We start from the raw sequence: 23,506 nt of genomic DNA on the forward strand, positions 1-23,506 counted from the left end.
GTGCCAGGCTCGGGGCAGACCCGTCCCGACACTTCCCCCACGACGGAGGACGCGATGACGCGCACGGCCCGGGACCTGCTGCGGACGACCACCACCCGACTCGCCCCGGACCCGCGGTCCAACCCCTTGGTCCCCCGGATCGCCCACGGCACGGCCCCCCGCACCACCCTCGCCGCCCTTGCCCTGGAACAGTCCTGGGTGATCCCCGCGGACCGCCGCGCGTTCCTCCATCTGGCCGAACGTTCCCTCGTCACCGCCCCCGAGGCCGCGGCCTTCTTCCGGAGCCTCGCGGAGGGCGAGGCACTTGCGGAAGAACTGTTGCCCTCGCTCACGCAGGCATGCGGCGTGGACGAGGCGACGGCTGCGTCGTACGAGCCCCTCGCCGGCTGCCAGACCTACCCCGCGTACGTAGCCTGGCTGTCCCTCAACGGCTCACCGGCCGATGCCGTACTGGCCCTGACGGCCAACTTCTCCGCGTGGGGCGGCTATTGCGCGACGATCACCAAGGCTCTGCGGGTCCACTACGGCTTCACGGACGAGGCCTGCGCGTTCTTCGACTTCTTCGCGGAGCCGTCACCGGAGCTGGACCGGGCGGCGACGGCGGCGGTGCAGGCGGGGCTGGACGCCGGGCAACTGAACGAGTCCCTGGCAGCTGGATACGGCCGCTTGCTCCAGCACTACGAGGCGATGTTCTGGTCCACGCTCGGGGATCTGCCCTCTTAGGGGCGCGGGGAACTGCGCGATCAACCCCCACGCACCCGCAGCCGCACAGCTCAGGTCCCACCCCCACTGCTGTGCGCGATACAAGCCACATCAATCCGATCGGCCAACTTCGCAAGCTCGATCGTCAACGCCGCAACCGTGTCCTCGTCGAGCCCCGACTCCCCGGCCTCCACCAGCCGCACCCACCGACCCCCCACCGTCCGCAACAGCTTGCTGACATCCGCCGCAGCCACCTGCAAGGTCCCGTGGTCGTCGACGATCAACGGCAGAGTCACTTCGCGGTTCACAGACGGGATCGTAGCCCCGCAAGACTCACGCACCGTGCCAAACGGTCGTGATGTTGCAGAACTCCCGGATTCCGTGCCCGGACAGCTCACGGCCGTACCCGGACCGCTTCACCCCGCCGAACGGGAAACCCGGATGGGAGGCCGTCATCCCGTTGAAGAACACACCGCCCGCCTCCAGATCCCGTACGAACCGGTCAACCTCCGCCTCGTCCCGCGTCCACACGTTCGAACTCAGCCCGAAGGGCGAGTCGTTCGCGATCAGAACGGCCTCGTCGAGGTCGCCCGCCCGGTACAGCGTGGCGACCGGACCGAACGCCTCCTCCCGGTGGATGCGCATCTCGCGGGTGATGCCGGCGAGGATCGTCGGCGCGTAGTACCAGCCGGGCCCCTCGGGCCGTTCGCCACCGCACAGCACCTCCGCACCGCCGCGCACCGCGTCGTCGACCAGTTCCTCCACATCGCGCAGTCCCTGCTCGCTGGAGAGCGGCCCGACGTCGGTGTCCTCGGCCAAGGGGTCGCCGACCTTCAGCGCCCTCATGCCCTCGGCGAAACGCTCGGCGAAGGCGTCGTAGACATCCGTGTGCACGATGAACCGCTTCGCGGCGATACAGGACTGCCCGGTGTTCTGCACCCGCGCGGTCACCGCCACCTGCGCCGCCCGGTCGATGTCGGCGGAGGGCATGACGACGAACGGGTCGCTGCCGCCCAGCTCCAGCACCGTCTTCTTGACCATCTCCCCGGCGGTGGAGGCGACCGCGCGGCCCGCGGGCTCACTGCCGGTGAGGGTGGCCGCCCTGACCCGCTCGTCGCGCAGGATCTCGTCGACCGCGCCGGACCCGATCAGCAGGGTCTGGAAACAGCCCTCGGTGAAGCCCGCCCGGTGGAACAGGTCCTCCAGGTAGAGGGCGGTCTGCGGGACGTTCGAGGCATGCTTGAGCAGGCCCACGTTCCCCGCCATCAGCGCGGGCGCCGCGAAGCGGATCACCTGCCACAGCGGGAAGTTCCACGGCATCACCGCCAGCACCGGGCCCAGTGGCCGGTAGCGCACGCGTACGCGTGAGGCGCCCGAGTCCTTCACATCGGTGTCGGCGGGCTCCTCGTCGGCGAGCAGTTCCTCGGCGTGCTCGGCGTACCAGCGCATCGCCTTGGCGCACTTCGCGGCCTCGGCCCGGGCCTGCTGGATCGGCTTGCCCATCTCGGTGGTCATCACACGGGCGATGTCCTGCTGATCCTCCTCGAGGAGGTCGGCGGCCTGGTTCAGCAGCCGGGCGCGCTCGTCGAAGGTCGTCGTCCGGTACGTGCGGAACGTGGCCTGCGCGAGCTGGAGCCGGCGCTCGATCTCCTCCTGGCCCATGGCCTGGTACGTCTTGAGCGTCTCGCCGTTCGCCGGGTTCACCGTTGCGATGGGCATGGCTGACCTCCCTCGGAGCGGGCTGTGTCTCGACCTTCCCGCGCGGCGGAGGGGACCGCAACGCGGGAGCGTCTCCTCAGGGCGAGTGCTCCGCCAGGCGGTCGAGAAACGCCGCCTGCGCCTTGACGATCACCTCGCGGCCCCGGTCGAGGCCGAACCACGCCACCCGGTCCAGCTCGGGGAACTCCTGGAGCTGTCCGGAGCGGGGTGGCCACTCCATGCGGAACGTGCCCGGCGCGATCGTCGCCGGGTCCAGGTCCGCCTCGATCGCCCAGGCAGTGACGATCTTGCCGTTGGTCTGCCGGACCTCACCCAGCGCGATGGCCTCGCCGTCGGGCGGCGGCAGCCCCAGTTCCTCCTCGAACTCGCGGCGGGCGGCCGCCCAGGCGGACTCGTCCGGCTCGTACTCGCCCTTCGGGATGGTCCACGCGCCCGCGTCGCGCCGGGAGAAGAAGGGGCCGCCCATGTGGCCGAGCAGCACTTCGAGGCCGTTGCCGGTGGGGCGGAAGAGCAGCAGGCCGGCGCTGCGCTTCACAGCCTCACCTCCGGGTGAGCGGCCAGCAGCGTCTCCACCGTGTCGGCGTCCTCCGGACGCTTGTCCTCGCGGTAGCGGACCACGCGGGCGAAGCGCAGGGTGACGCCGGCCGGGTAGCGGGTGGAGCGCTGCAGGCCGTCGTAGGCGATCTCGACGACGAGTTCCGGGCGAACGGTCACGACGTAGCCGTTGTCGTCGACGGCGAGTTGCTGGAGCCGTTCGGTCTGCCAGGCCAGCAGCGCGTCGGTCATGCCCTTGAAGGTCTTGCCGAGCATGGCGAGGCCACCGTCGGCGGTGCGGGCGCCGAGGTGGAGGTTGGAGAGCTTGCCGGTGCGGCGGCCGTGGCCCCACTCGGCGGCCAGGACCACCAGGTCGAGCGTGTGGACGGGCTTGACCTTCAGCCAGGACGCGCCGCGCCGGCCCGCGCTGTAGGAGGCGTCCAGCGCCTTGACGACGACGCCCTCGTGGCCTCGCTTCAGGGTCCCGGCGAGGAACTCCTCCGCCGCGCTCACGTCGTCCGGGCCGGTCATCGTCGTGCGCCGCACCCGCATCGGCTCGGGAACCAGCCGGGCCAGCTCCGCGTGCCGCTCGGCGAACGGCAGGTCGAGCAGGTCGCGGCCGTCGACGGACAGGGCGTCGAAGAAGACGGGGGAGACGGGGACCGCGCGGGCGGCCGTCGCCACGTCCGTGCGGGAGCCGACGCGCCCTGCGGTCTCCTGGAACGAGCGGGGACGCCCGCCCTCGTCGAAGGAGATCACCTCCCCGTCCAGGATGAACCGCTCGCCCCTCAACTCCAGGGCGGCGGCCGTCACTTCGGGCAGACGGTCGGTGATGTCGTCGAGGGTGCGGGTGTAGAGCCATACCGTGTCGCCGTCCCGGTGCACCTGGACGCGGATGCCGTCCAGTTTCTCCTCGACCGCGCAGGCGCCGAGCTTGTCCACCGCCTCGGCGACCGAGGAGGCGCTGTGCGCCAGCATCGGCCAGACGGGGCGGCCGACCGTGAGGCGGAAGCGCTCCAGGGCGGCGGGGCCGTCCGCGAGCAGCGCCTCGGCCACCGTCTGGAGGGAGCCCGCGAGCATCACCGCCCGCCGTACGTCCGCCGAAGCCGCCCCCGTCGCCTGGGCCAGTCCCTCGACCGCGACGGCGTCCAGCGCGCCCTGCCGCACTTCGCCGGTGAGCAGCCCGAGCAGGAACCGCTGCTCGTCCTCGGTGGCCGCGCCCATCAACTCCCCGACCAGCCGGGCCCGTTCCGCCTGGGAGCCGGGGCCGGACACCTCGCTCAGCTCCGCGAGCCGGGCGTCCACCTCCCGCACGGTCAGGCCCGGCTCGGTGGCCGGGGCGACCGGGCGGCTCAGCACCTTCCAGCCGACGCCGATCCGGCCCTGCGGCAGCCGTCCCGCCAGGTACGGGATGACGATCGGCACGTCGTCCGCCTCCGCGTCCCGGAACAGCTCCGCGAGCAGGGCCGTCTTCCGGGACCGCGCCGAGGTGGCGGCGACCTCCTGGGACACTCGGGCCAGCCGGTGCAGCAGCATGCAGCCATGGTGCACCGGAGGCGGCGCCTCTACACCCGGGCGAGGGCGTCGAGGTCGGTCATCAGCAGATCCCCGACGATCGCGGACGCCGCCCGGTACCCCCCGCTGGCCGCGTGCACGACCTGCTCGGCGAAACCGATGGCGTTGCCCGCGGCCCATACGCCGGGCACGGTCGTCAGACCGGTCGCGTCGACCACCGGATACGCGCCGAAGGGCGTCTCGTGCAGCTCGGCGCCGAGCTGTTCCAGCAGGCCGGTCTGCGGGACGGCGTGCGGGGCGACGAACAGCACGGAGCGGGCGTGCGTCGTGCCTTCCCCAGAGGGGGTGTCCCCAGCGAGCCGGACGCCGGTGAGCCGGTCGTCCTCGACCACCAGCCCCGCGACCTCGCCCGGCACCACGTCGACCCCGGCCGCGGCGAGCCGGCGCAGGTCCTCGTCGGACAGCTCCTCCTCGGCGACCGTGTGCAGGAAGAACCGCACGTCCTTCGACCACTGGGACACCATCAGCGCCTGGTGCACGCTCGTCGGGGCCGTCCCGAGCACGCCGAACGGCTGGTCGCGCACCTCCCAGCCGTGGCAGAACGGGCAGTGCAGCACGTCCCGGCCGAACCGCTCGGCCAGCCCGGGGACCGCGGGCAGCTCGTCCCTCAGCCCGGTGGCGACGACCAGCCGCCGGGCCCGTACGGTCCGCCCGCCGGCCAGCACCACGGCGAAGTCCTCGCCCTGCTCCACGGTGCCGTCCCGGCCCCGCTCCACCTCCACCACCCGGTCCCGCACGAGTTCCACGCCGTAGCGCGCGATCTCCTCCCGGCCGATGGCGAGGAACTCGGCGGGCGGCATGCCGTCTCGCGTCAGGAAGCCCTGCATGTGCGCGGCGGGCGCGTTGCGCGGCTCGCCCGCGTCGACGACCAGCGTGCGCTGCCGGGCCCGGCCCAGCACCAGCGCCGCGGACAGGCCCGCGGCACCGCCGCCGACGACCACGACTGCGTACTTCTCGGTCATGTGACCACCTCCACCGCCGAGCGTCGCCCCGGACCCACGGTATTGACAAACATGTTTGCCGAACCTGCAATACGACCATGACCACGGACGAGGTACTCGCGGGCGTCGGCCCCCGGCTGCGGCAGATGCGCAAGGAGCGGGAGGTGACCCTGGCGGCGCTCTCCGAGACCACCGGCATCTCCGTCAGCACGCTGTCGCGCCTGGAGTCCGGACTGCGTAAACCCAGTCTGGAACTGCTGCTGCCGATCGCGCGCGCTCACCAGGTGGCCCTGGACGAGCTGGTCGGTGTCCCGCCGGCGGGTGACCCGCGCGTGCGGTCCAAGCCGATCGTGATGGGCGGCCGTACCCACTGGCCGCTCACCCGCCAGCCCGGCGGCCTCCAGGCCTACAAGGTGCTGGAGCCCAAGCGCAGGCAGGAGCCGGACCCGCGCACGCACGAGGGCTACGAGTGGCTGTACGTACTGTCCGGGAAGCTGCGCATCGTGCTGGGCGAGCACGACGTGGTGCTCACGGCGGGGGAGGCCGCCGAGTTCGACACCCGGGTGCCGCACTGGTTCGGGTCGACAGGGGAGGGGCCCGTGGAGTTCCTCAGCCTGTTCGGACCGCAGGGGGAGCGGATGCATGTGCGAGCGCGACCCAAGGGCGCGTGACGCACGAGATACCTCTTGACGGCACTCTTGCCGCGGAGAGTGTTCCCTGATCGGCAAGCAACCGCTTAGTATGCGAACCGACCCCGGTCAGACGAAGCAGTCCCGTGGAGGCCCCGCATGCAGGCATGGCAAGTGCACGAGAACGGCGAGCCGGGCGAGGTGTTGCGCCTAACGGACGTGGCGCGGCCGGCGCCCGGCGACGGCCAGGTCCTGCTGAGGGTGCGCGCCGCGAACATCAACTTCCCGGACGCCCTGCTGTGCCGGGGCCAGTACCAGGTCAGGCCGCCGCTGCCGTTCACCCCCGGCGTGGAGATCTGCGGCGAGACCGAGGACGGCCGCCGAGTGATCGCCAACCCGGCACTGCCCCACGGCGGCTTCGCCGAGTACGCCGTCGCCGATGCCGCGGCCCTGCTGCCCGCGCCGGACGCCCTGGACGACGCGGAGGCCGCGGCCCTGCACATCGGGTACCAGACCGGCTGGTTCGGGCTGCACCGCCGGGCCGGTCTGGAGGCCGGCGAGACCCTGCTCGTCCACGCTGCCGCAGGAGGGGTCGGCAGCGCGGCCGTGCAGCTCGGGAAGGCCGCCGGCGCCACCGTCATCGGTGTCGTCGGCGGCCCCGCGAAAGCGGCCGTCGCCCGTGAGCTGGGCTGCGACGTCGTGATCGACCGGCGCGCCGAGGATGTCGTCGCCGCCGTCAAGGAGGCCACCGGCGGCCGGGGCGCCGACGTCGTCTACGACCCGGTCGGCGGCGAGGCCTACACTCAGTCCGCCAAGGTCGTCGCCTTCGAGGGGCGCATCATCGTCGTCGGCTTCGCCGGCGGCACGATCCCCAGCCCGGCCCTGAACCACGCCCTGGTGAAGAACTACTCGATCATGGGCCTGCACTGGGGCCTGTACAACACCAAGAACCCGAAGCTGGTCCAGCACTGCCACGAGCAGCTCACCGAGCTGGCCGCCCGGGGCGCGATCAAGCCGCTGGTGAGCGAGCGCGTCCCGCTCTCGGGGGCGGCCGCCGCCGTGCAGAAGGTCGCGGACGGCCTGACCACCGGCCGGATCGCCGTCGTCATGGAGGAGGCAGCAGCATGACCAGCGCGGAGCAGCGCAGCGTGACCAGCGCCGAGGAACTGAGCGGTCGTACGAGGGAGTTGCTGGCCGCACACCCGCCGGCCTCGACCGACCGCCTGGACTTCCTCCGGGCCCGTTTCGACGCCGGACTGGCGTGGGTGCACTACCCGGAGGGCCTCGGCGGCGTCGGTGCGCCCCGCTCCCTCCAGGCCGTCGTGGACGCCGAGCTGGAGTCGGCCGGGGCGCCCGACAACGACCCGCGGCGGATCGGCATCGGCCTCGGGATGGCCGCGCCGACGATCCTCAAATACGGCACCGAGGAGCAGAAGCAGCGGTTCCTCAGGCCCCTCTGGGTGGGCGAGGAGGTCTGGTGCCAGCTGTTCAGCGAGCCGGGCGCCGGGTCCGACCTCGCCGCGCTTCGCACGCGTGCCGTGCGGGAGGGCGACGACTGGGTGATCAACGGGCAGAAGGTCTGGACGTCCAGCGCCCACGTGGCCCGCTGGGCGATCCTCATCGCCCGCACCGACCCGGACGTGCCCAAGCACCGGGGCATCACGTACTTCGTCTGCGACATGACCGACCCGGGCGTCGAGGTGCGGCCGCTGCGGCAGGTCACCGGCGAGGCCGAGTTCAACGAGGTCTTCCTCACCGACGTTCGCATCCCGGACTCCCGGCGCCTCGGCGAGGTCGGCGACGGCTGGAAGGTCGCGCAGACCACGCTGAACAACGAGCGCGTCGCCATCGGAGGCATGCGGCTGCCCCGCGAGGGCGGCATGATCGGACCGGTCTCCAAGACCTGGCGCGAGCGGCCCGAGCTGCGCACCCACGACCTGCACCAGCGTCTGCTGAAGCTCTGGGTCGAGGCCGAGGTCGCCCGGCTCACCAGCGAACGGCTGCGCCAGCAGCTCGTCGTGGGCCAGCCCGGTCCCGAAGGCGCCGGAATGAAGCTCGCCTTCGCCCGCCTCAACCAGGAGATCAGCGGCCTGGACGTGGAACTCCTCGGCGAGGAGGGCCTGTTGTACGACGACTGGACCATGCGCCGCCCGGAACTGGTCGACTTCACCGGCCGCGAGGCCGGCTACCGCTATCTGCGCTCCAAGGGCAACAGCATCGAGGGCGGGACCACCGAGGTCCTGCTGAACATCGTCGCCGAGCGCGTCCTCGGCCTGCCCGCCGAACCGCGCACCGACAAGGACGTCGCCTGGAAGGACCTGGCCCGATGACGGATCTTCTCTACTCCGAGGAGGAAGAGGCGCTGCGGGCCGCCGTACGGGACCTGCTCGCCGACCACTGCGACGCGCCCGGGGTGATCGCCCGTACCGAGTCGGACACTCCGCACCACCGTGAGGCGTGGAAGGCGCTCGCCGACGGCATGGGCCTCGCGGGGCTACTGGTGCCCGAGGCGAAGGGCGGCCAGGGCGCCACGCACCGCGAAGCCGCCGTCGTCCTGGAGGAGCTGGGCCGCGCGGTCGCTCCCGTGCCCTACCTGACCAGCGCCGTCGTCGCCACCGAGGCCCTGCTCGCCTGCGACGCCGACGACCTGCTCGCCGACCTGGCGACCGGGCGGCGGATCGGCGCCCTGGCCGTCGCGCTGAACATCGCACCGGGCACCGCCTACAAGGTGGTCCAGCACGAGGACGGCCGACTGCGCGGCGAGCTGACCGGCATCGCGGACGCGGCCGTCGCGGACGTCCTGCTCGTGCCCGCCGACGACGGCGGCCTGTACGCGGTCGACGCCACGGCGGCGACCGTCACGCCCCAGGTCTCCCTGGACCTGACCCGGCCGCTGGCGACGGTCACGCTCGACGGGGCGCCGGGCCGCCTGCTGGGCGACGCCGAACCCGCCGTACGCCGGGCCCTGCTCGCCGGAGCCGGACTGCTCGCCTCCGAACAGTTCGGGCTCGCCGACTGGGCGCTGACGGAGACCGTCCGCTATCTGAAGGAACGCAAGCAGTTCAACCGGCCCGTCGGCGGCTTCCAGGCGCTCAAGCACCGGCTGGCCCAGCTGTGGCTGGAGGTCGTCAACCTCCGCGCGGCCGCCCGCAACGCCGCCGACGCGCTGGCCAACGGCGAGGACGTCGAAGTGGCCGTCACCGTCGCCCAGGCCTTCGCGGCACCCGTGGCGGTGCACGCCGCCGAGGAGGCACTGCAACTGCACGGCGGCATCGGCATGACATGGGAGCACCCGGCGCACCTGTATCTGAAGCGCGCGAAGGCCGACTCGATCGCCTACGGCACGGCGGGCGCCCACCGTGAGGCACTGGCCGGACTCGTCGACCTCCAGGCTCCCTGACGTACACCTGGTCGACGCGAGGGGAAAGCCCGTCCCACCTGGGGCGGGCTTTTCCGTGCGCCCCGCTCCGGTGAAGTGAACGCGGGGCGGCAGTCCGGCCAACTCCGTGCACAGGCCTGCTTCCTGGACCTGCCGGGACCCCATACTCGCAGGGTTCCCGTACGGCACTTCCAGGGAGGCAGAGCATGGCCCTCACCACCCGTCGCAGAGCCCTCACCACCCTCGGCGCCGCCCTCGCGGGCTCGGTCGCCCTCCCCGCCACCCCGGCGGCGGCCGGCGAACGACGGCACGGGTGCCGCCCGTTGTGGCGCGCCCACGCCCACAACGACTACGAGCACCCGCGCCCCCTCTTCGACGCCCTCGACCACCGGTTCGGCAGCGTCGAGGCCGACATCTACCTCGTCGGCGACCAACTGCTCGTCGCCCATGATCCGGAGGACCTCGACCCGTCCCGCACCCTCGAGTCCCTCTACCTCGACCCGCTCGCCGCCCGCGTCCGGGCCAACCGCGGCCGCGTGTACCGGGGGTACCGCGGCTCGCTGCAACTCCTCGTCGACATCAAGACCGAGGGCTCGTCGACGTATCTCGAGCTCGATCGCCACCTCAGGCGCTACCGGCACCTGTTCACGACGTACGTCCATGGCCGTGTCCTGCCCGGCCCGGTCACCGCCGTGATCTCCGGCGACCGCGCGGCCCGCGCCCCCATGGAGGCCCAGAGCGTCCGGCGCGCCTTCTACGACGGCCGCCTCGCCGACCTCGGCAGCCAGGCCCCGGCCTCCTTCATCCCGCTGATCAGCGACAACTGGACGCTCAACTTCACCTGGCAGGGCGTGGGCGCGTTCCCGGACGCCGAGCGGGAGAAGCTGCGGGGCATCGTCGGGGCCGCGCACGCGCGACGGCAGAAGGTGCGGTTCTGGGCGACCCCGGATCTGGCCGGGCCCGCCCGTGACGCGGTGTGGGCCCAGCTGCTCGCCGCGGACGTCGACCACCTCAACACCGACGACCTCGCCGGACTGGAGGCGTTCCTGGACGCCCACCGGGCGGCATAGGACTTCACACGTTCGGCGGACAGGTCAGCCCACCGGACGAACCCTCCGCTACGTCACACTTGCGGCCGAACGCCGTGAATCGGATAGGGCGGCGTGGCGGAGGAGTTGACGATGGCCATTTCCATCTCTGTGGTGCTGCTGCTCGTGATCCTTGCGGTGATCTTCCTGCGCAACGGCGGGCTGAAGGTCTCCCATGCGCTGGTCTGCCTGCTGCTCGGCTTCTACCTGGCCAGCACGAGCATCGCCCCCACCATCCACAGCGGCATCACGGCGACGGCGGAGATCGTCAGCAGCTTGAGACCCTGAGGTGAGGGCTTGAGGTGAGGCCTTGAGGCCGCTAGCCCGAGAACACGCCGATGCCGTTCGGGACGGCGCGTTCGGCGCCGCCGCTGGGGTGGTTGCGTACGGACACGGTGCTCGCGCCCGGCTTCCGGGCGACCAGTGTCGACGACCCGCCGCCGTCCAGGCTCAAGGCGTCCTGTGAGCCCAGCCGCCGCATGGCGTCGGCCACTTCGGCGATCGTCAGGCCGCTGCGGTACGCGGCGCCGCCGTCCAGCGCGAGCAGCAGCATGCGCCGCCCGTCGTCGGCGAGACCCACGGCCGTGCGGACGGCCGACGCCGTGTCGTCCAGACCCGGAAGCGGCCGGCCGCCCGAGAGGACCGGGTAGCCGCCGAGGGCGAGACGGTACGGGACGCCGCTCGTGGCAGCGACGAGACCGTGCTCGATCTCGACCGGCTCGCCGGTGGAGAACTTGCGCAGCTGCTGGGCGCCCGCCTCCCGGCCGACCAGCACGGTCGTCCCCGCGGCGATGGGCCCGCGACCGGGGGTGTCGGCGGCCGATACGACCTTGCCGTCGAGGACCGTCACCTCGTAGGTGTCCGTGCTGCACGGAGCAGCCCGGTCCGTGTCCGTGCCGCAGGTGGCGCGCACCCGGGAGGCGCTGCCCCACTCGGAGGTGAACGCGCCGACGGAACCCACCGGCAGGGCGTACTGGTTGAGTCCGCCGAGCGGCAGCCGCGTCCCGGAGGCGCGGACCGAGCCGTCGAGGGCCAGCCGGTCCAGCCGGGCCCGCCCGTCGGTGCCCACGCCGAACACGTCCTCGGTGGTCGTGCCGGGCGGCAGCTCCGGACCGAACCGCTGGCCGTTCGGCACGGCCGCCTTGAGCGTCCGCCCGGCCGTGATCGCCGGACCCACGCTCGCGCCGGTCGCCTCGACGCCCGGGTGCTGCGTCTCGGTGATGTTGAAGAAGTCGCCGTTGACACCGGCGACGGCCCCCTGCGCGTCGGCCATCCGCGAGACCTGCGCGCGCGAGGCCACCGCCCCGGGGTACAGCAGATCCACCTGTACGCGCGGGTGACCCAGGTCGACTTTCAGCACATGCGCGTGTGTCACCCCCTTGGCCGCCTGGATGTCGAAGTGCTCGTAGGTGACGCCCGGCGCGACACGGACGCGCTTCTGGACGGCGTCGGCCTCAGCCGCACCCGCCACACCCGCACCGGCCAGTGCGCCGAAGGCCGTGAGAAAGGCCAGTACCGCTCTGCCTGCTCCGCGCCGCTTGTGACGACCTGTCACCGTGCCCCCTGATGTCTCGTCAGCTGTCCTCAGGGCAGTGGACCAGACGCCGGGGCCCAGGAGTACGGCTGACTGCCGACTACGCGGAAACAGTCGGAAAAACACACCCCTCCGGGTGCTTCAGCTGCCGTCCGTTCCGGTGGCGTACGGCGTGTAGTGCGCGGGCGCGTGTTCGATCGGCAGATCCGGCCGCCAGGCGGTGAGGGCCTGCGCGCTGCACACGAACAGCTGCTCCGGCAGCCGGTCCAGGCCGAACCAGCGCCAGCGGCCCACGCTCTCCTCGGGCTGGTCCGCCGGCTCGCCTCGCCAGACGGTGACCCGGGCCGCGACGGTCACCCGGACGACCCCGCCGACGTCGTCGAGGAGCGTCCCCAGCAGCCGGACGTCCTCCGGCCGTGCCGCGAGCCCGGTCTCCTCGCTCAGTTCGCGCACCACCGTGTCCCGCAACGACTCCCCGGGTTCCACCGTCCCTCCGGGCAGCTCCCACGTACCGCGCCGGTGCCGGCCCAGGAGCAGTCCTCGGGGCCCGTACAGGATGGCGCCGACCCCGAGCGCGGCATGGGCCGGCGGCGGCCGGTCGACGCGCGGCCGGGAGGAGACGCGGACGGGCCGGGTCACCTGGAAGAGCCGGTAGGACGCGTGGTTGCCGGCCTGCGGTGTGCCGAGGACGTCGACGTGCTCCACGCGCAGCCCGTATTCGGTGAGCAGCTCCGTCCAGAGGTCCGGGGTGAGGACCCACATGTGGACGGTGGTGTCACCGCCGTCGGCCATCCGCAGAATCTCGGGCCGGGCGGTGACCCGGTCCGACGGGCCGTCACCGCGCGAGTTGGTGTGCAGCACCGTGAAGCAGAGCCTGCCGCCCGGCCTGAGCGCCGAGGCCAGGGCGGGCAGCAGCCGGTGCGGGTCGAGGTACGGGACGGCATGCAGCGAGTAGATGACGTCGTACGGCTCGGCCGTGCGCAGATGCTCCACCGCGTCGGCCAGGACCAGCCGCAGTCCGGGCAGTGAGCCGTAACGGGCACGGGCCCGTTCGTACTGGCCGGCCGAGGCGTCGACCGCGTCCACCAGCGCGCCGTGGGCACGCACCAGATGGGCGGCGTGCCGGGCCGGACCGCACCCGAGGTCCAGCACCCGCCGGCCCGCGAGCTCCCCGAGGACCTCGGTGCCCGGCCCCGTGCCCTCGAAACCCCAGTCGATCCGCGCCACTTCGGGCAGCTTCGTGCCCCGCCGCAGATGGTGCGCTCCGTACGCACGCCAGGCCTCGGCGTTGGCATCCTCCGGTGGTGTCACCAAGGCTCAGCCGCCCGCGGCGGCGTCGCGCGGAAGCACCCTGACACGGTGGAAGTTGCATCCGACGGGCCGCGGCTCGTCGGCGGCGGGCGGGGTCTGGTGGGCCTTGAGTGCGATGCTCACCAGGCTCAACAGCAGGTCGACGTCCGCTTCGCAGTCGAGATGGACCGTCACCCAGGACGATCCGGGAACCAGGTGGATCGCACTCGAACCGGCGAGGTCGTAGTGGAAGCGCTGGATGGCCCGGCGGGTGAGGTGGAGGTCCACGTCCCATCCGGAGTGGAAGTGGACGATCTCGTCACGGACGGAACGGAGCGCCCGTCCGGTACCGCAACTCGCCGGGCCCGGCATCAGGTCGGGCCAGGCCTGCAGGCGCTCCATGGCGCGCTGGGCCAGAGTCATGCCCCCATCGTTGCGTGCTTACCGTGCCGCAACCAGAGGTTGAGCGCTTTGTAACCGGGACGTGAGGTGGGGGGGGGAGGGGTGGAGGGCTCGGGCGGCTTCTTCTCAGGCGGCGCCTCTGACGAGTCTCATGTAGCGCTTCCAGTCCCAGTGGCGGCCCGGGTCGGTGTGGTCGCTGCCCGGTACCTCGTGGTGGCCGATGATGTGTGTCCGGTTCCGGGGGATGCCGTGCCGCGCGCAGATCGCCGCGGTGAGCCGGGCCGATTCCTCGTACACGACGTCGGTGAAGTACGAGGGCTGGTCCACCCAGCCTTCGTGCTCGATGCCGATGCCGCGCTTGTTGTAGTCCCAGTTCCCCGCGTGCCACGCGATGTCGGCCTCGCGCACGCACTGCGCCACATGCCCGTCGGCCGAGCGCACCACGTAGTGCGCGGACACCTGCTTCCTCGGGTTACGGAAGATGGACAGGGTGCCGGCGAAGGTCGTCTGCGCGACATGGATGATCACGCGGTCGACGGGATGGCCGCGGGGGCGGTTCGACGCCGTGTAGTTGGCGCCGGTCGCCGGGTGCCATTCGGCCCCGGGGTGGTCGGGGGCCTGGGGCCGGGCCGCGGCCCGTGTGCCGGGGAGCAGGACGTACGGGACGGCGGTGAGGGCGGCGCCCACGAGGATTCCACGCCTGCTGGGGAGCGGTGCTGCCTGGTCCATGACGGGATGCCTTTCGCTTCGACGGATCATCACGTTACGACGCCTGCCGGTCCGTCAGAAGGGAGCGACGTGGTTCGGTGGACGGGCTCTGGATTGTGGATAACTCGCCCACCCCGTCGGGTGATTCGGGCTGCCCGGGTACCGCCCCGGGTCCGCCCGCCCCTCGCTGTCCGGTGGTCAGGCCCGCTCGGCGACGGCCGCTGGATCGTCCAGCACCGCCCGCACGACCGAGTGCGCCGCCCCCAGCAGCGGTCCCTCCGGGCCCAGCCGTGACACCGCCACGGGACAGGCCGGACCCGCGGTGCGCCGTGCCAGCTCTTCCCGCAGCGAGGGCAGCAGCCAGGGCGCGAGTCCGGACAGCTCCCCGCCCAGCACCACGCTCTGCGGGTCGAGCAGGTTGACCGCACCGGTCAGGGCGACACCGAGCGCGGTGCCCGCGTCGCGCAGGGCACGGCGTACGTCCTCGTCGCCCTTGGCGGCGCGCCCCGCGAGCAGCCCCACGCGGTCCTCGTCCGGCTCCAGGCCCGCCGCACGCAGTACCGCCTCCTCACCGGCGTACTGCTCCAGGCATCCGCGCCCGCCGCAGGCGCACGCCGGCCCGTCCGGCCGGACCGGCACATGTCCCAACTCGCCCGCGAACCCCCGTGTCCCGCGCAGCAGTCCGCCGTCCACGACGACGGCCGCACCGATGCCGATCTCCGCCGACACGTGCAGGAAGTCGCGCGGCATGCCGTCCTCGAGCCAGAGCTCGGCGAGCGCGCCGAAGTTGGCCTCGTTGTCCACGGTCAGCGGCAGGTCCGCCGGCAGCAGGGCACCGAGGTCCGTGTCGTGCCAGCCGAGGTTCGGGGCGCGTACGACGGTCCGGGCGTCCCGCGCCACCAGACCCGGTACGGCCACGGCGAGCCCGGCGGGCCACAGGCCCTCGCCCTCCGCCTCGGCGACGACTTGGCCGATCAGTTCGGTGAGCTCCGCTGTCACGGGCCCGGGGGAGCGGCCGCGGTTCGCGCCCTGCCGTATCGCCCGCGACCGGGTCGTGCCGCGCAGGTCGACGGCACAGACCGCGAGATGGTCGACGCCGATCTCCGCGCCGATCCCGGCCGGGCCGCGCCCGCTGACGGCGAGCGCGGAGCCGGGGCGGCCCACCCGGCCGGGCCGCTCGGGCCCCAGCTCCTCGATCAGCCCCGAGCGGACGAGTTCGTCCACGAGCGTCGACACCGCGGCCCGGGTCAGCCCGATCCGCGACGCGACGGCGGCCCGGGACAGCGGCTCGGCGTGGACGGCGTGCAGGACGCGGGCGAGGTTGCGGCGGCGCATGCCCTGCTGGGTGTCGGGCAGCGCGCGTCCGGGTCCCGCCGGGTGAGCCTCGTGCAGCGGTGCGGTCATGCCTGACGCCAGTCCTCAGTGGGTGTCCGTGGGCCGCTCCAGCAGCGGGGCCGCGTCGGAGAGTACCCCGGCGATCCTGGCCAGCGTCTCCTCGTCCCGCTCGACGGCGTCGAGTACCGGCCCGGCCGCCGTGTCCCAGCGGCGTGCCACGGCCGCGGCGTCCTCCCCGGTCAGCAGCCCGGCCGCCTGCGCGGCGGCGCCGAGCGCCACCAGCTCCTTGGCCTCGGGCACCTGCACGGGACGCCCCGACAGCCTTCGCACGGTCTGCTGCCAGGCCGCGCCCCGGGCGCCGCCGCCGATCAGCAGCAGGGGTGCCGAGGGGTCGGCGTCCTGGTCCAGGACCAGGTCGAGCGCGCCGAGCAGGGAGTGCACGGCACCGTCGTAGGCGGCCTGGAGCAGCTGGCCGCCGGTCGTGTCGTGGCGCAGGCCGTGCAGCAGTCCGGAGGCGTTCGGCAGGTTCGGGGTGCGTTCCCCGTCCAGGTAGGGCAGCAGGGTCACGGCCGTGCCGGGTTCCACGGCGTCACGGTCCAGGCCCAGCAGCGTCGCGACGCGGTCGACGGCGAGCGTGCAGTTCAGCGTGCAGGCCAGCGGCAGCCAGTCACCGCGGGCGTCGGCGAAGCCCGCCACCGTGCCGCTCGGGTCGGCGGGTCGGTGCCGCGAGACGGCGTACACCGTGCCCGAGGTACCGAGGCTCATCACCGGCACGCCCGGGCGCAGTCCGAGGCCCAGCGCCGCGGCGGCGTTGTCGCCGGTCCCGGGCGCGACCAGAGTGCCCTTGGAGAACGGCAGATCGTGGCTGTCGCGCACGGTGCCGGCCACCTCCCCGGGCCGGACCACACGGGGCAGCAGGGCCGGGTCCAGCCCCACGTGCGCCAGGATCTCCTCGTCGTACGACTCCGTCCCGGACGCCCACCAGCCCGTCCCCGAGACGTCGCCTCGGTCGGTCGTGCCCTGCCCGGTGAGCCGCTCGGTGAGGTAGTCGTGGGGGAGGCGCACGGCCTTCGTGGCACGGACCGCCTCCGGCTCGTGCTCGGCCAGCCAGGCCCACTTGGTGACCGTGAAGGAGGCGGCGGGGACGCTTCCGGCGCGCTCGGCCCAGAACTTCGCGCCGCCCAGTTCCTCGGTCAGCCGGCGTGCCTGCGGCGCCGAGCGCACGTCGTTCCACAGCAGGGCGGGCCGCACCGGCTCGCCCCGGTCGTCCAGGGTGACCAGGCCGTGCTGTTGCCCGCCGACCGACACCGCGGCGGCCTCGTGCGCCGCGTCACCGCACTGGCGCAGGGCCTCGCACAGCGCGTCCCACCACTGGCGCGGATCGCTCTCGCGGCCGGCCCCCGAGGAGACGGTGTGCGGTGCCTGACCGCTCGCCACGACCCGGCCGGTGGCCGCGTCGACGACCAGCGCCTTGGTGGACTGGGTGGACGAGTCCACGCCGACGACGAGCGGACCCTCGGCTGCTGACATCGGGCTTCTCCTTCTGCTCTCGTCCTGCTCCGGTCCTGCTTCTCTCGTTCCGAGACACCTTGTCTCTTCCCGGAGAGGTGCTGTCTCTTCCCAGAGAGGTGCTCGCATACTAATTTGTAAATCGCCATGACGAAATAGTCTCAGCGAGCAAGGAGCCGCGGCATGAGCTACCAGCCCACCCCCGAGGACAGGTTCACCTTCGGCCTGTGGACCGTCGGCTGGCAGGGACGGGATCCCTTCGGCGACGCCACGCGACGTGCTCTCGACCCGGTCGAGTCGGTGCAGCGTCTGTCCGAGCTCGGCGCGCACGGCGTCACCTTCCACGACGACGACCTGATCCCGTTCGGCTCGAGCGACACCGAGCGCGAGGCCCACATCAAGCGCTTCCGGCAGGCGCTGGACGCCACGGGCATGAAGGTCCCGATGGCGACCACCAACCTCTTCACCCACCCGGTCTTCAAGGACGGCGCGTTCACCGCCAACGACCGCGACGTGCGCCGCTACGCGCTGCGCAAGACCATCCGCAACATCGACCTCGCCGTCGAGCTCGGCGCCCAGGTGTACGTGGCCTGGGGCGGCCGCGAGGGTGCCGAGTCCGGCGCCGCCAAGGACGTCCGCGCGGCCCTGGACCGGATGAAGGAGGCCTTCGACCTGCTCGGCGAGTACGTCACCTCCCAGGGCTACGACCTGCGCTTCGCGATCGAGCCCAAGCCGAACGAGCCGCGCGGCGACATCCTGCTGCCGACCGTCGGCCACGCCCTGGCGTTCATCGAACGCCTGGAGCGGCCGGAGCTGTACGGCGTCAACCCCGAGGTCGGGCACGAGCAGATGGCCGGGCTGAACTTCCCGCACGGCATCGCGCAGGCGCTGTGGGCGGGCAAGCTGTTCCACATCGACCTCAACGGCCAGTCCGGCATCAAGTACGACCAGGACCTGCGCTTCGGCGCCGGCGACCTGCGTGCCGCCTTCTGGCTGGTCGACCTGCTGGAGTCGGCCGGCTACACCGGCCCGCGGCACTTCGACTTCAAGCCCCCGCGGACCGAGGACCTCGACGGGGTGTGGGCCTCGGCGGCCGGCTGCATGCGCAACTACCTCATCCTCAAGGACCGCGCCGCGGCCTTCCGTGCCGATCCGGAGGTCCAGGAGGCACTGCGCGCGGCCCGTCTCGACGAGCTGGCCCAGCCCACCGCCGCGGACGGCCTCCAGGCCCTGCTCGCCGACCGGTCGGCCTTCGAGGCCTTCGACGTCGACGCGGCCGCCGCCCGCGGTATGGCCTTCGAGCACCTGGACCAGCTGGCCATGGACCATCTTCTGGGGGCACGCGGCTGAGTCCACTGAGTTCCTGAAATGCTACGGAATCATGCGATCCACGCCATGAGTCCGTAGCAACTCCCGTGCACCGCTCGCCTCTTGAGCGGTGCACGGGGACCATGGTCGCCATGGCCCTGCCGCCCGTACCGCCTCAGCGGCGGAATCCGCTGCTCATCCTGATCACCGTGCTCGTGGCCGCCGCAGCCGTGTGCGCGGTGGTGCTGATGGCCAGGGGAGGCGACGACTCGCCGGACCGGGAGTCGCCCGCCGGCAGCACGAGCCGCACCCCTGCTCCGTCCTACGGCATCCCCACCAAGCTGCCCACCGAAGTGCCCAGCGAGCTGCGGACCCGGTTGCCGTCGGGCTTTCCGAGCCGAGTGCCGAGCGATCTGCCCAGCGACCTCGAATCGCTCCTCCCGTCCCTGGACGCCGGTGAGCTACTGCCGTAGGGGCGCCTCTTCCGGTGCGGCTCCGTCTCCGGCCAGCGGCTCCGCCGACGTCAAGGCCGTCGCCGGATCCTGTGCGGCGCCTCCCGCGGGCACCCAGCGGCCGCGTTCCTTTCGGTACGGCCACCATCGGCCGTCCCGGCCGAGGCGCAGCTGAACCGGTGCGCCCTCGACCGTCCACCGGTTGCCCCGCGCCCGCAGCTCCGGCCGCTCGTCCGCGTCCCAGGCCGATTCCAGGGCGGCACGCGCGCGTGCGAGCGTTTCGCCCTCCACCCGCCACTCCTCGTCGAGGACGGCCAGCGCGGCCGTACCGCCGAGGTGCCAGGCACGGACCGCCGCTTCGAGCCCCGCCCAGCCGCGTTCCGACCCGTCGGCGAGACGGTCCGCCACGTCGCGTCCGGGGCCGCCCGCGGCCAGCCGCACCGCGTCCTGCCCCACCGTCAACTCCGCTTCGCAGGTGCCCCGGAAGGCCTCCGCGAGCAGGCGGTGGGCCTGTACGGCGGTCCGCGCGGCCAGGAACTCCAGCGCGGCCGGGTCGACGCCGTCAGCGGGCGGCGTCTCGGTGTCCAGGGACGGCGGCGCCCCCGGCGCCTCGGGGAGTCCGGGCAGGTCCGGCAGCGGGGGCAGGATGTCACCGGCCGCATACGCCTCGGCCGCGTCCACCCCCTCCGGCCCGGAGGACTCCGCGGCGCCGGATCCGCTGCCGCGGGTCTGGAGATCGTCCAGCAGGGCGGCTTCATCGCGGCCCCGCATCAGCATCAGGACGAACGGATCCTGGTCCAGCAACCGCGCCACCTGGTAGCAGAGCGCCGCCGTGTGACCGCAGTGGTCCCAGGCGTCACAGTCGCACTCCGGCTCCAGATCGCCCAGGCCCGGCAGCAGTTCGACGCCTGCGGCCGCCGCGTCCTCGACCAGGTGCGGCGGCATCTCCCGGTCCAGCAGCGCCGCCACATGCCCGGCCCGCTCCACCGTCATGTCCAGGAAGTGGTCCCACTGTTCGGGCGAGAGTTCCTCCAGCAGGACGTCGGCCCGGTGCGCCGTGCGGTCGCGGTCCTGGACGACGGCCGTGAGCCGCCCCGGGCGCACCGACACCGCGCCGACCGCTCCCGCGCGGGCGAGCCGGCGGCCCGTCTTGAGCTGTGCCGAGTCCAGTGCCGTGTCCTCCAGCGCTTTCAGCCAGGCCTGGCCCCACCAGGTCTGCGCGAAGCCGCGCCCGTGTGCGGGCGGCAGCGCGGCGAACGTGCGCTCCGTGTCACCGTCGTACCGAGTCATCGCAGGCCCCCTCGCAGTTCGACCAGTTCCGCCAGTTCCGCGTCCGTCAGCTCCGTGAGCGCCGCCTCACCGGAGCCCAGCACCGCGTCGGCCAACCCCTGCTTGCGGGCCAGCAGTTCGGCGATGCGGTCCTCGATGGTTCCCTCGGCGATGATCCGGTGCACCTGCACGGGCCGGGTCTGGCCGATGCGGTACGCGCGGTCGGTGGCCTGCGCTTCGACGGCCGGGTTCCACCAGCGGTCGTAGTGCACGACGTGTTCGGCCCGGGTGAGGTTCAGACCGGTGCCCGCCGCCTTCAACGACAGCAGGAACACCGGAACTTCGCCGTCCTGGAAGCGCCGCACCATGGCCTCGCGCTCGGCGACGGGCGTCCCGCCGTGCAGGAACTGCGAGGGCGTGCCGCGGGCGGCCAGGTGCCGTTCGAGGAGGCGGGCCATCTGCACGTACTGCGTGAAGACCAGCACGCCCGCCTCCTCGGCGAGAATCGTCTCGAGCAGTTCGTCCAGCAGTTCCAGCTTCCCGGAGCGTCCGGCGATCACCGGGCGCTCCTCCTTGAGGTACTGCGCCGGGTGGTTGCAGATCTGCTTGAGGCCGGTCAGCAGCTTCACGATCAGGCCGCGTCGCGCCATGCTGCCGGAGCCGGAGATCTCCGCCAGCGCCTCGCGCACCACGGCCTCGTACAGACCCGTCTGCTCCTGGGTGAGCGACACGGCGTGATCGGTCTCCGTCTTCGGCGGCAGCTCGGGCGCGATCCCCGGGTCCGCCTTGCGGCGGCGGAGCAGGAACGGCCGTACGAGCCGGGCCAGCCGGTCCGCCGCGGCCGGGTCCTGACCGCCCTCGACGGCCTCCGCGTACCGTCTGCGGAAGGTGCCGAGCCGGCCCAGCAGCCCCGGAGTGGTCCAGTCGAGGATCGCCCACAGCTCCGACAGGTTGTTCTCCACCGGGGTGCCGGTGAGCGCCACGCGCGCGCGTGCGCCGATGGAACGCAGCTCCCGCGCGGTCGAGGAGTAGGAGTTCTTCACGTGCTGGGCCTCGTCCGCCACGAGCATGCCCCACGGCTCCCCGGCGAGCCGGGGCGCGTCCAGGCGCATCGTGCCGTACGTGGTGAGCACGAACTCCCCGTCGGCCAGGTCGTCGAGGCTGCGCCGTGCACCGTGGAAGCGCCGCACGGGGGTGTTGGGCGCGAACCGCTCGATCTCGCGCTGCCAGTTGCCCATCAGGGAGGTCGGGCAGACCACCAGGGTGGGCCCGGCGGAGTCGGCGTCGGTCTGCCGGTGCAGGTGCAGGGCGATCAGCGTGATCGTCTTGCCGAGCCCCATGTCGTCGGCGAGGCAGCAGCCGAGGCCCAGGGAGGTCATGCCGGCGAGCCAGTTCAGGCCCCGCCGCTGGTAGTCCCGCAGGGTGGCCGCGAGGGCGGCGGGCTGCTCCACGGGCTGCTGGGCCTCGGGGTCCGCGAGCCGCTCCCGCAGGGCCGCCAGCCATCCGGCGGCCCGCACCTCGACCCGGTGGCCCTCCACCTCGGCCCAGCCCGTCAGGGCAGCGCCCAGCGCGTCCACCGGTGTGACCTTGTGGTCCTGCCGGGAGCGGGCGAGCCGTACCTCCTGGGGGTCGATCAGGACCCACTGGTCACGCAGCCGCACCACGGGGCGCTTGGCCTCGGCGAGCCGGTCCAGCTCCTCGCGGCTCAGCCGCCGGTCGCCCAGCGCGAACGACCAGTTGAAGGCCAGCAGCGCGTCGGCGGACAGGAACGACGGAAGGGCCGCGACGGACCTGCCGGACTCCTGCTCCTCCACGTCGTCGCCAAAGGTCCCCACCGGCCCTACCTCCGCGCGCGTGGAGAGCTCGCGGGTCAGTTCCTTCGGCCAGTGCACGTCGACTCCGGCCGCCGCCAGCGCACGGGTGCCCGCGCCGAGCAGCTCGGTGACCTCCTCGTCGGCGAGTTCGACCGCGTCCGGCACGGTCGCCGACAGCAGCGGCGTGAGCGGAGCCCAGGCCCGGGCCGCGCGCCGCAGGGCGAGCAGGGCGTCCATCCGCGCGCGCGGGCCGAAGGCCTCGCCCTTGGCGCCGGCCCAGATCTCCGCGGCGTCCGCGACCAGCACGGGATCGCTCACGCTGTGCACCTGGAGCACGGCCCGGAACGTCACGTCCGCGTCGGCCACCGCGTCCGTCAGGCCGGGCGCCTCGATCCGCAGCGACAACCGCACGCCCGCGTCGTGGCCCGCGGCGACGTCGGCGGCCCAGACGCGCTGCTCGGGCAGGTGCACCGGCTCGGGCGACGCGTAGGCGGGACCGCCGGTCACCAGCGGTGCGGCGGGGGTGCGGGGCAGGGTGTCGGCGACGGCGTCGAGGAAGGCGCGCAGGAGCCGCTCCGGGTCGGGCAGCCGCAGCGGCCCCGCGCCCGCGAGCGGCACGGCGTGCGCCTCGGGCGGCATCGCGGCGGCGAGCCGGCGTACCGCCTCGACGTCCTGGGCGCGCAGGGGACCCGTGCGCCAGGCGTCGTGGTCGCCGGGGGACAGCCCCGGCAGCAGCAGCCCGCGCGTCACGAGATGCAGGGCGTGCACGGCCGCGGCGCCCCAGAACACGGTGGACCGGTGCCCCTGCGCGCTCACACGCGCGCGGGTGAGGACCGGCAGGGCCGCGTCCACCGGCACCAGAACGGCGGGCACGCTCTCTGCCTCGACTCCGTCGCTGCCGGGCACGACGACGGTCAGATTCGTGGCGGACGCCGATACCAGGGACGCCGATGCCACGGACGACGATGCCACGGTCGGCGGGACCTCACCGTCGGGCCGCCAGAAGGCGATGCCGCCGGTGCGGGCCGGGTCGCCGGGCAGGAACACGGTGCGGCAGTGGGCCAGTTCGGAGGGGAGGAAGGCAGATGCGGAGGAGGGCGCCGGGGGAGTCGGATGCTCGGCTATGACTGATTCCTCAAATTTGACTAGCGAGTCGGAGTCGCCGAGGGTACAGCACGTCTGGCGCACACGGGTATGACTGAGATGTGAGCTGGGTCACTATGAGGGGGTCAGGGGTGTGTAGGGGGCGCACCTCAGGGATGTCTCAGGGTCGCGGTCAGGAACCACCGCAAGCGCGGGCCCGTTTTCGAGACAGAGA

The 23,506-nt window shown here is 72.9% G+C and carries 22 protein-coding genes; 9 read left to right on the top strand and 13 right to left on the bottom strand.

What is annotated here, in order from left to right:
• The first annotated feature begins 54 nt into the window (after positions 1–54).
• On the top strand, positions 55–723 hold the full coding sequence (locus OG542_RS35115; protein ID WP_328416154.1) for a transcriptional regulator: 669 nt from the start codon (positions 55–57) through the stop codon (positions 721–723).
• A gap of 50 nt (positions 724–773) precedes the next feature.
• On the opposite strand, the gene OG542_RS35120 is transcribed toward OG542_RS35115, so the two are convergent.
• The 5 genes from OG542_RS35120 to OG542_RS35140 form a co-directional block, all read right to left on the bottom strand.
• Positions 774–1,010 carry a DUF6213 family protein gene (locus tag OG542_RS35120; protein WP_311130091.1) on the bottom strand — a complete coding sequence of 79 codons (237 nt, stop codon included), beginning with the start codon at positions 1,008–1,010 and terminating at the stop codon, positions 774–776.
• Positions 1,011–1,035: 25 nt separating this feature from the next.
• Positions 1,036–2,421, bottom strand: a complete 1,386-nt coding sequence (locus tag OG542_RS35125) for an NADP-dependent succinic semialdehyde dehydrogenase (RefSeq protein WP_328416156.1) — start codon at positions 2,419–2,421, stop codon at positions 1,036–1,038.
• A gap of 76 nt (positions 2,422–2,497) precedes the next feature.
• Entirely contained in the window at positions 2,498–2,956 is a 459-nt protein-coding gene (locus OG542_RS35130) for an NUDIX domain-containing protein (protein ID WP_311130089.1), read from the bottom strand.
• Positions 2,953–4,491, bottom strand: coding sequence for an ATP-dependent DNA ligase (locus OG542_RS35135; protein WP_328416159.1), 1,539 nt, complete (start codon positions 4,489–4,491; stop codon positions 2,953–2,955). Before OG542_RS35135 ends, OG542_RS35130 begins: the two co-directional genes overlap by 4 nt.
• Positions 4,492–4,520: 29 nt before the next feature.
• The gene (locus OG542_RS35140) at positions 4,521–5,492 is read right to left on the bottom strand and encodes an NAD(P)/FAD-dependent oxidoreductase (protein WP_328416161.1); all 972 of its coding nucleotides are present in this window, start codon (positions 5,490–5,492) and stop codon (positions 4,521–4,523) included.
• Between the two features lie 77 nt (positions 5,493–5,569).
• Between OG542_RS35140 and OG542_RS35145 the strand changes: the two genes are divergently transcribed.
• From OG542_RS35145 to OG542_RS35170, 6 genes are all read left to right on the top strand, one after another.
• The gene (locus tag OG542_RS35145; RefSeq protein ID WP_328416163.1) at positions 5,570–6,142 is read left to right on the top strand and encodes a helix-turn-helix domain-containing protein; all 573 of its coding nucleotides are present in this window, start codon (positions 5,570–5,572) and stop codon (positions 6,140–6,142) included.
• Between the two features lie 117 nt (positions 6,143–6,259).
• Positions 6,260–7,228 carry an NADPH:quinone oxidoreductase family protein gene (locus OG542_RS35150; RefSeq protein WP_328416165.1) on the top strand — a complete coding sequence of 323 codons (969 nt, stop codon included), beginning with the start codon at positions 6,260–6,262 and terminating at the stop codon, positions 7,226–7,228.
• A 20-nt stretch (positions 7,229–7,248) separates the two neighbouring features.
• Positions 7,249–8,430, top strand: coding sequence for an acyl-CoA dehydrogenase family protein (locus OG542_RS35155; protein ID WP_328418234.1), 1,182 nt, complete (start codon positions 7,249–7,251; stop codon positions 8,428–8,430).
• Complete coding sequence (locus OG542_RS35160) at positions 8,427–9,500, top strand: acyl-CoA dehydrogenase family protein (protein WP_328416167.1); 1,074 nt, start codon at positions 8,427–8,429, stop codon at positions 9,498–9,500. The genes OG542_RS35155 and OG542_RS35160 overlap by 4 nt, the downstream gene beginning before the upstream one ends.
• A gap of 185 nt (positions 9,501–9,685) precedes the next feature.
• Positions 9,686–10,549 carry a phosphatidylinositol-specific phospholipase C/glycerophosphodiester phosphodiesterase family protein gene (locus OG542_RS35165; protein ID WP_328416169.1) on the top strand — a complete coding sequence of 288 codons (864 nt, stop codon included), beginning with the start codon at positions 9,686–9,688 and terminating at the stop codon, positions 10,547–10,549.
• 111 nt (positions 10,550–10,660) lie between these two features.
• Positions 10,661–10,855, top strand: a complete 195-nt coding sequence (locus OG542_RS35170) for a hypothetical protein (RefSeq protein ID WP_189724366.1) — start codon at positions 10,661–10,663, stop codon at positions 10,853–10,855.
• Between the two features lie 31 nt (positions 10,856–10,886).
• On the opposite strand, the gene OG542_RS35175 is transcribed toward OG542_RS35170, so the two are convergent.
• The 6 genes from OG542_RS35175 to xylB all read right to left on the bottom strand — a co-directional run bounded on the left by OG542_RS35175 (position 10,887) and on the right by xylB (position 17,366).
• Entirely contained in the window at positions 10,887–12,122 is a 1,236-nt protein-coding gene (locus OG542_RS35175; protein WP_328416171.1) for a phosphodiester glycosidase family protein, read from the bottom strand.
• 120 nt (positions 12,123–12,242) lie between these two features.
• Complete coding sequence (locus tag OG542_RS35180; RefSeq protein WP_328416173.1) at positions 12,243–13,415, bottom strand: bifunctional class I SAM-dependent methyltransferase/NUDIX hydrolase; 1,173 nt, start codon at positions 13,413–13,415, stop codon at positions 12,243–12,245.
• 3 nt (positions 13,416–13,418) lie between these two features.
• A complete protein-coding gene (locus OG542_RS35185; protein ID WP_193482240.1) occupies positions 13,419–13,814 on the bottom strand; it encodes a luciferase domain-containing protein in 396 nt (131 codons plus the stop codon).
• A gap of 105 nt (positions 13,815–13,919) precedes the next feature.
• Positions 13,920–14,522 (bottom strand): N-acetylmuramoyl-L-alanine amidase, encoded by a 603-nt coding sequence (locus OG542_RS35190; RefSeq protein WP_311130080.1) that lies wholly within the window; start codon positions 14,520–14,522, stop codon positions 13,920–13,922.
• 177 nt (positions 14,523–14,699) lie between these two features.
• On the bottom strand, positions 14,700–15,905 hold the full coding sequence (locus OG542_RS35195; protein WP_328416176.1) for an ROK family transcriptional regulator: 1,206 nt from the start codon (positions 15,903–15,905) through the stop codon (positions 14,700–14,702).
• A gap of 15 nt (positions 15,906–15,920) precedes the next feature.
• Positions 15,921–17,366, bottom strand: coding sequence for a xylulokinase (gene xylB / locus OG542_RS35200; protein ID WP_328416178.1), 1,446 nt, complete (start codon positions 17,364–17,366; stop codon positions 15,921–15,923).
• Positions 17,367–17,528: 162 nt separating this feature from the next.
• On the opposite strand from xylB, the gene xylA reads away from it, so the two are divergent.
• Both xylA and OG542_RS35210 read left to right on the top strand, forming a co-directional pair.
• Entirely contained in the window at positions 17,529–18,695 is a 1,167-nt protein-coding gene (xylA, locus tag OG542_RS35205) for a xylose isomerase (protein ID WP_311130077.1), read from the top strand.
• A 110-nt stretch (positions 18,696–18,805) separates the two neighbouring features.
• Complete coding sequence (locus OG542_RS35210; RefSeq protein ID WP_311130076.1) at positions 18,806–19,126, top strand: hypothetical protein; 321 nt, start codon at positions 18,806–18,808, stop codon at positions 19,124–19,126.
• Here the strand turns inward: OG542_RS35210 and OG542_RS35215 are convergent.
• Together OG542_RS35215 and OG542_RS35220 are read right to left on the bottom strand one after the other, a co-directional pair.
• Positions 19,115–20,395, bottom strand: coding sequence for an SWIM zinc finger family protein (locus OG542_RS35215; RefSeq protein WP_328416181.1), 1,281 nt, complete (start codon positions 20,393–20,395; stop codon positions 19,115–19,117). The genes OG542_RS35210 and OG542_RS35215 overlap by 12 nt on opposite strands.
• On the bottom strand, positions 20,392–23,235 hold the full coding sequence (locus tag OG542_RS35220; RefSeq protein WP_328416183.1) for a DEAD/DEAH box helicase: 2,844 nt from the start codon (positions 23,233–23,235) through the stop codon (positions 20,392–20,394). Before OG542_RS35220 ends, OG542_RS35215 begins: the two co-directional genes overlap by 4 nt.
• Positions 23,236–23,506 lie beyond the last annotated feature (271 nt).

Source organism: Streptomyces violaceus, from assembly GCF_036014075.1.
Lineage (GTDB): Bacteria > Actinomycetota > Actinomycetes > Streptomycetales > Streptomycetaceae > Streptomyces > Streptomyces violaceus.

Coding starts and splice junctions, on each gene's coding strand:
- OG542_RS35115 (WP_328416154.1), top strand. CDS start 55: ATGACGCGCACGGCCCGGGACCTGCTGCGGACGACCACCACCCGACTC.
- OG542_RS35125 (WP_328416156.1), bottom strand. CDS start 2,421: ATGCCCATCGCAACGGTGAACCCGGCGAACGGCGAGACGCTCAAGACG.
- OG542_RS35135 (WP_328416159.1), bottom strand. CDS start 4,491: ATGCTGCTGCACCGGCTGGCCCGAGTGTCCCAGGAGGTCGCCGCCACC.
- OG542_RS35140 (WP_328416161.1), bottom strand. CDS start 5,492: ATGACCGAGAAGTACGCAGTCGTGGTCGTCGGCGGCGGTGCCGCGGGC.
- OG542_RS35145 (WP_328416163.1), top strand. CDS start 5,570: ATGACCACGGACGAGGTACTCGCGGGCGTCGGCCCCCGGCTGCGGCAG.
- OG542_RS35150 (WP_328416165.1), top strand. CDS start 6,260: ATGCAGGCATGGCAAGTGCACGAGAACGGCGAGCCGGGCGAGGTGTTG.
- OG542_RS35160 (WP_328416167.1), top strand. CDS start 8,427: ATGACGGATCTTCTCTACTCCGAGGAGGAAGAGGCGCTGCGGGCCGCC.
- OG542_RS35165 (WP_328416169.1), top strand. CDS start 9,686: ATGGCCCTCACCACCCGTCGCAGAGCCCTCACCACCCTCGGCGCCGCC.
- OG542_RS35170 (WP_189724366.1), top strand. CDS start 10,661: ATGGCCATTTCCATCTCTGTGGTGCTGCTGCTCGTGATCCTTGCGGTG.
- OG542_RS35185 (WP_193482240.1), bottom strand. CDS start 13,814: ATGACTCTGGCCCAGCGCGCCATGGAGCGCCTGCAGGCCTGGCCCGAC.
- OG542_RS35190 (WP_311130080.1), bottom strand. CDS start 14,522: ATGGACCAGGCAGCACCGCTCCCCAGCAGGCGTGGAATCCTCGTGGGC.
- OG542_RS35195 (WP_328416176.1), bottom strand. CDS start 15,905: ATGACCGCACCGCTGCACGAGGCTCACCCGGCGGGACCCGGACGCGCG.
- xylB (WP_328416178.1), bottom strand. CDS start 17,366: ATGTCAGCAGCCGAGGGTCCGCTCGTCGTCGGCGTGGACTCGTCCACC.
- xylA (WP_311130077.1), top strand. CDS start 17,529: ATGAGCTACCAGCCCACCCCCGAGGACAGGTTCACCTTCGGCCTGTGG.
- OG542_RS35210 (WP_311130076.1), top strand. CDS start 18,806: ATGGCCCTGCCGCCCGTACCGCCTCAGCGGCGGAATCCGCTGCTCATC.
- OG542_RS35215 (WP_328416181.1), bottom strand. CDS start 20,395: ATGACTCGGTACGACGGTGACACGGAGCGCACGTTCGCCGCGCTGCCG.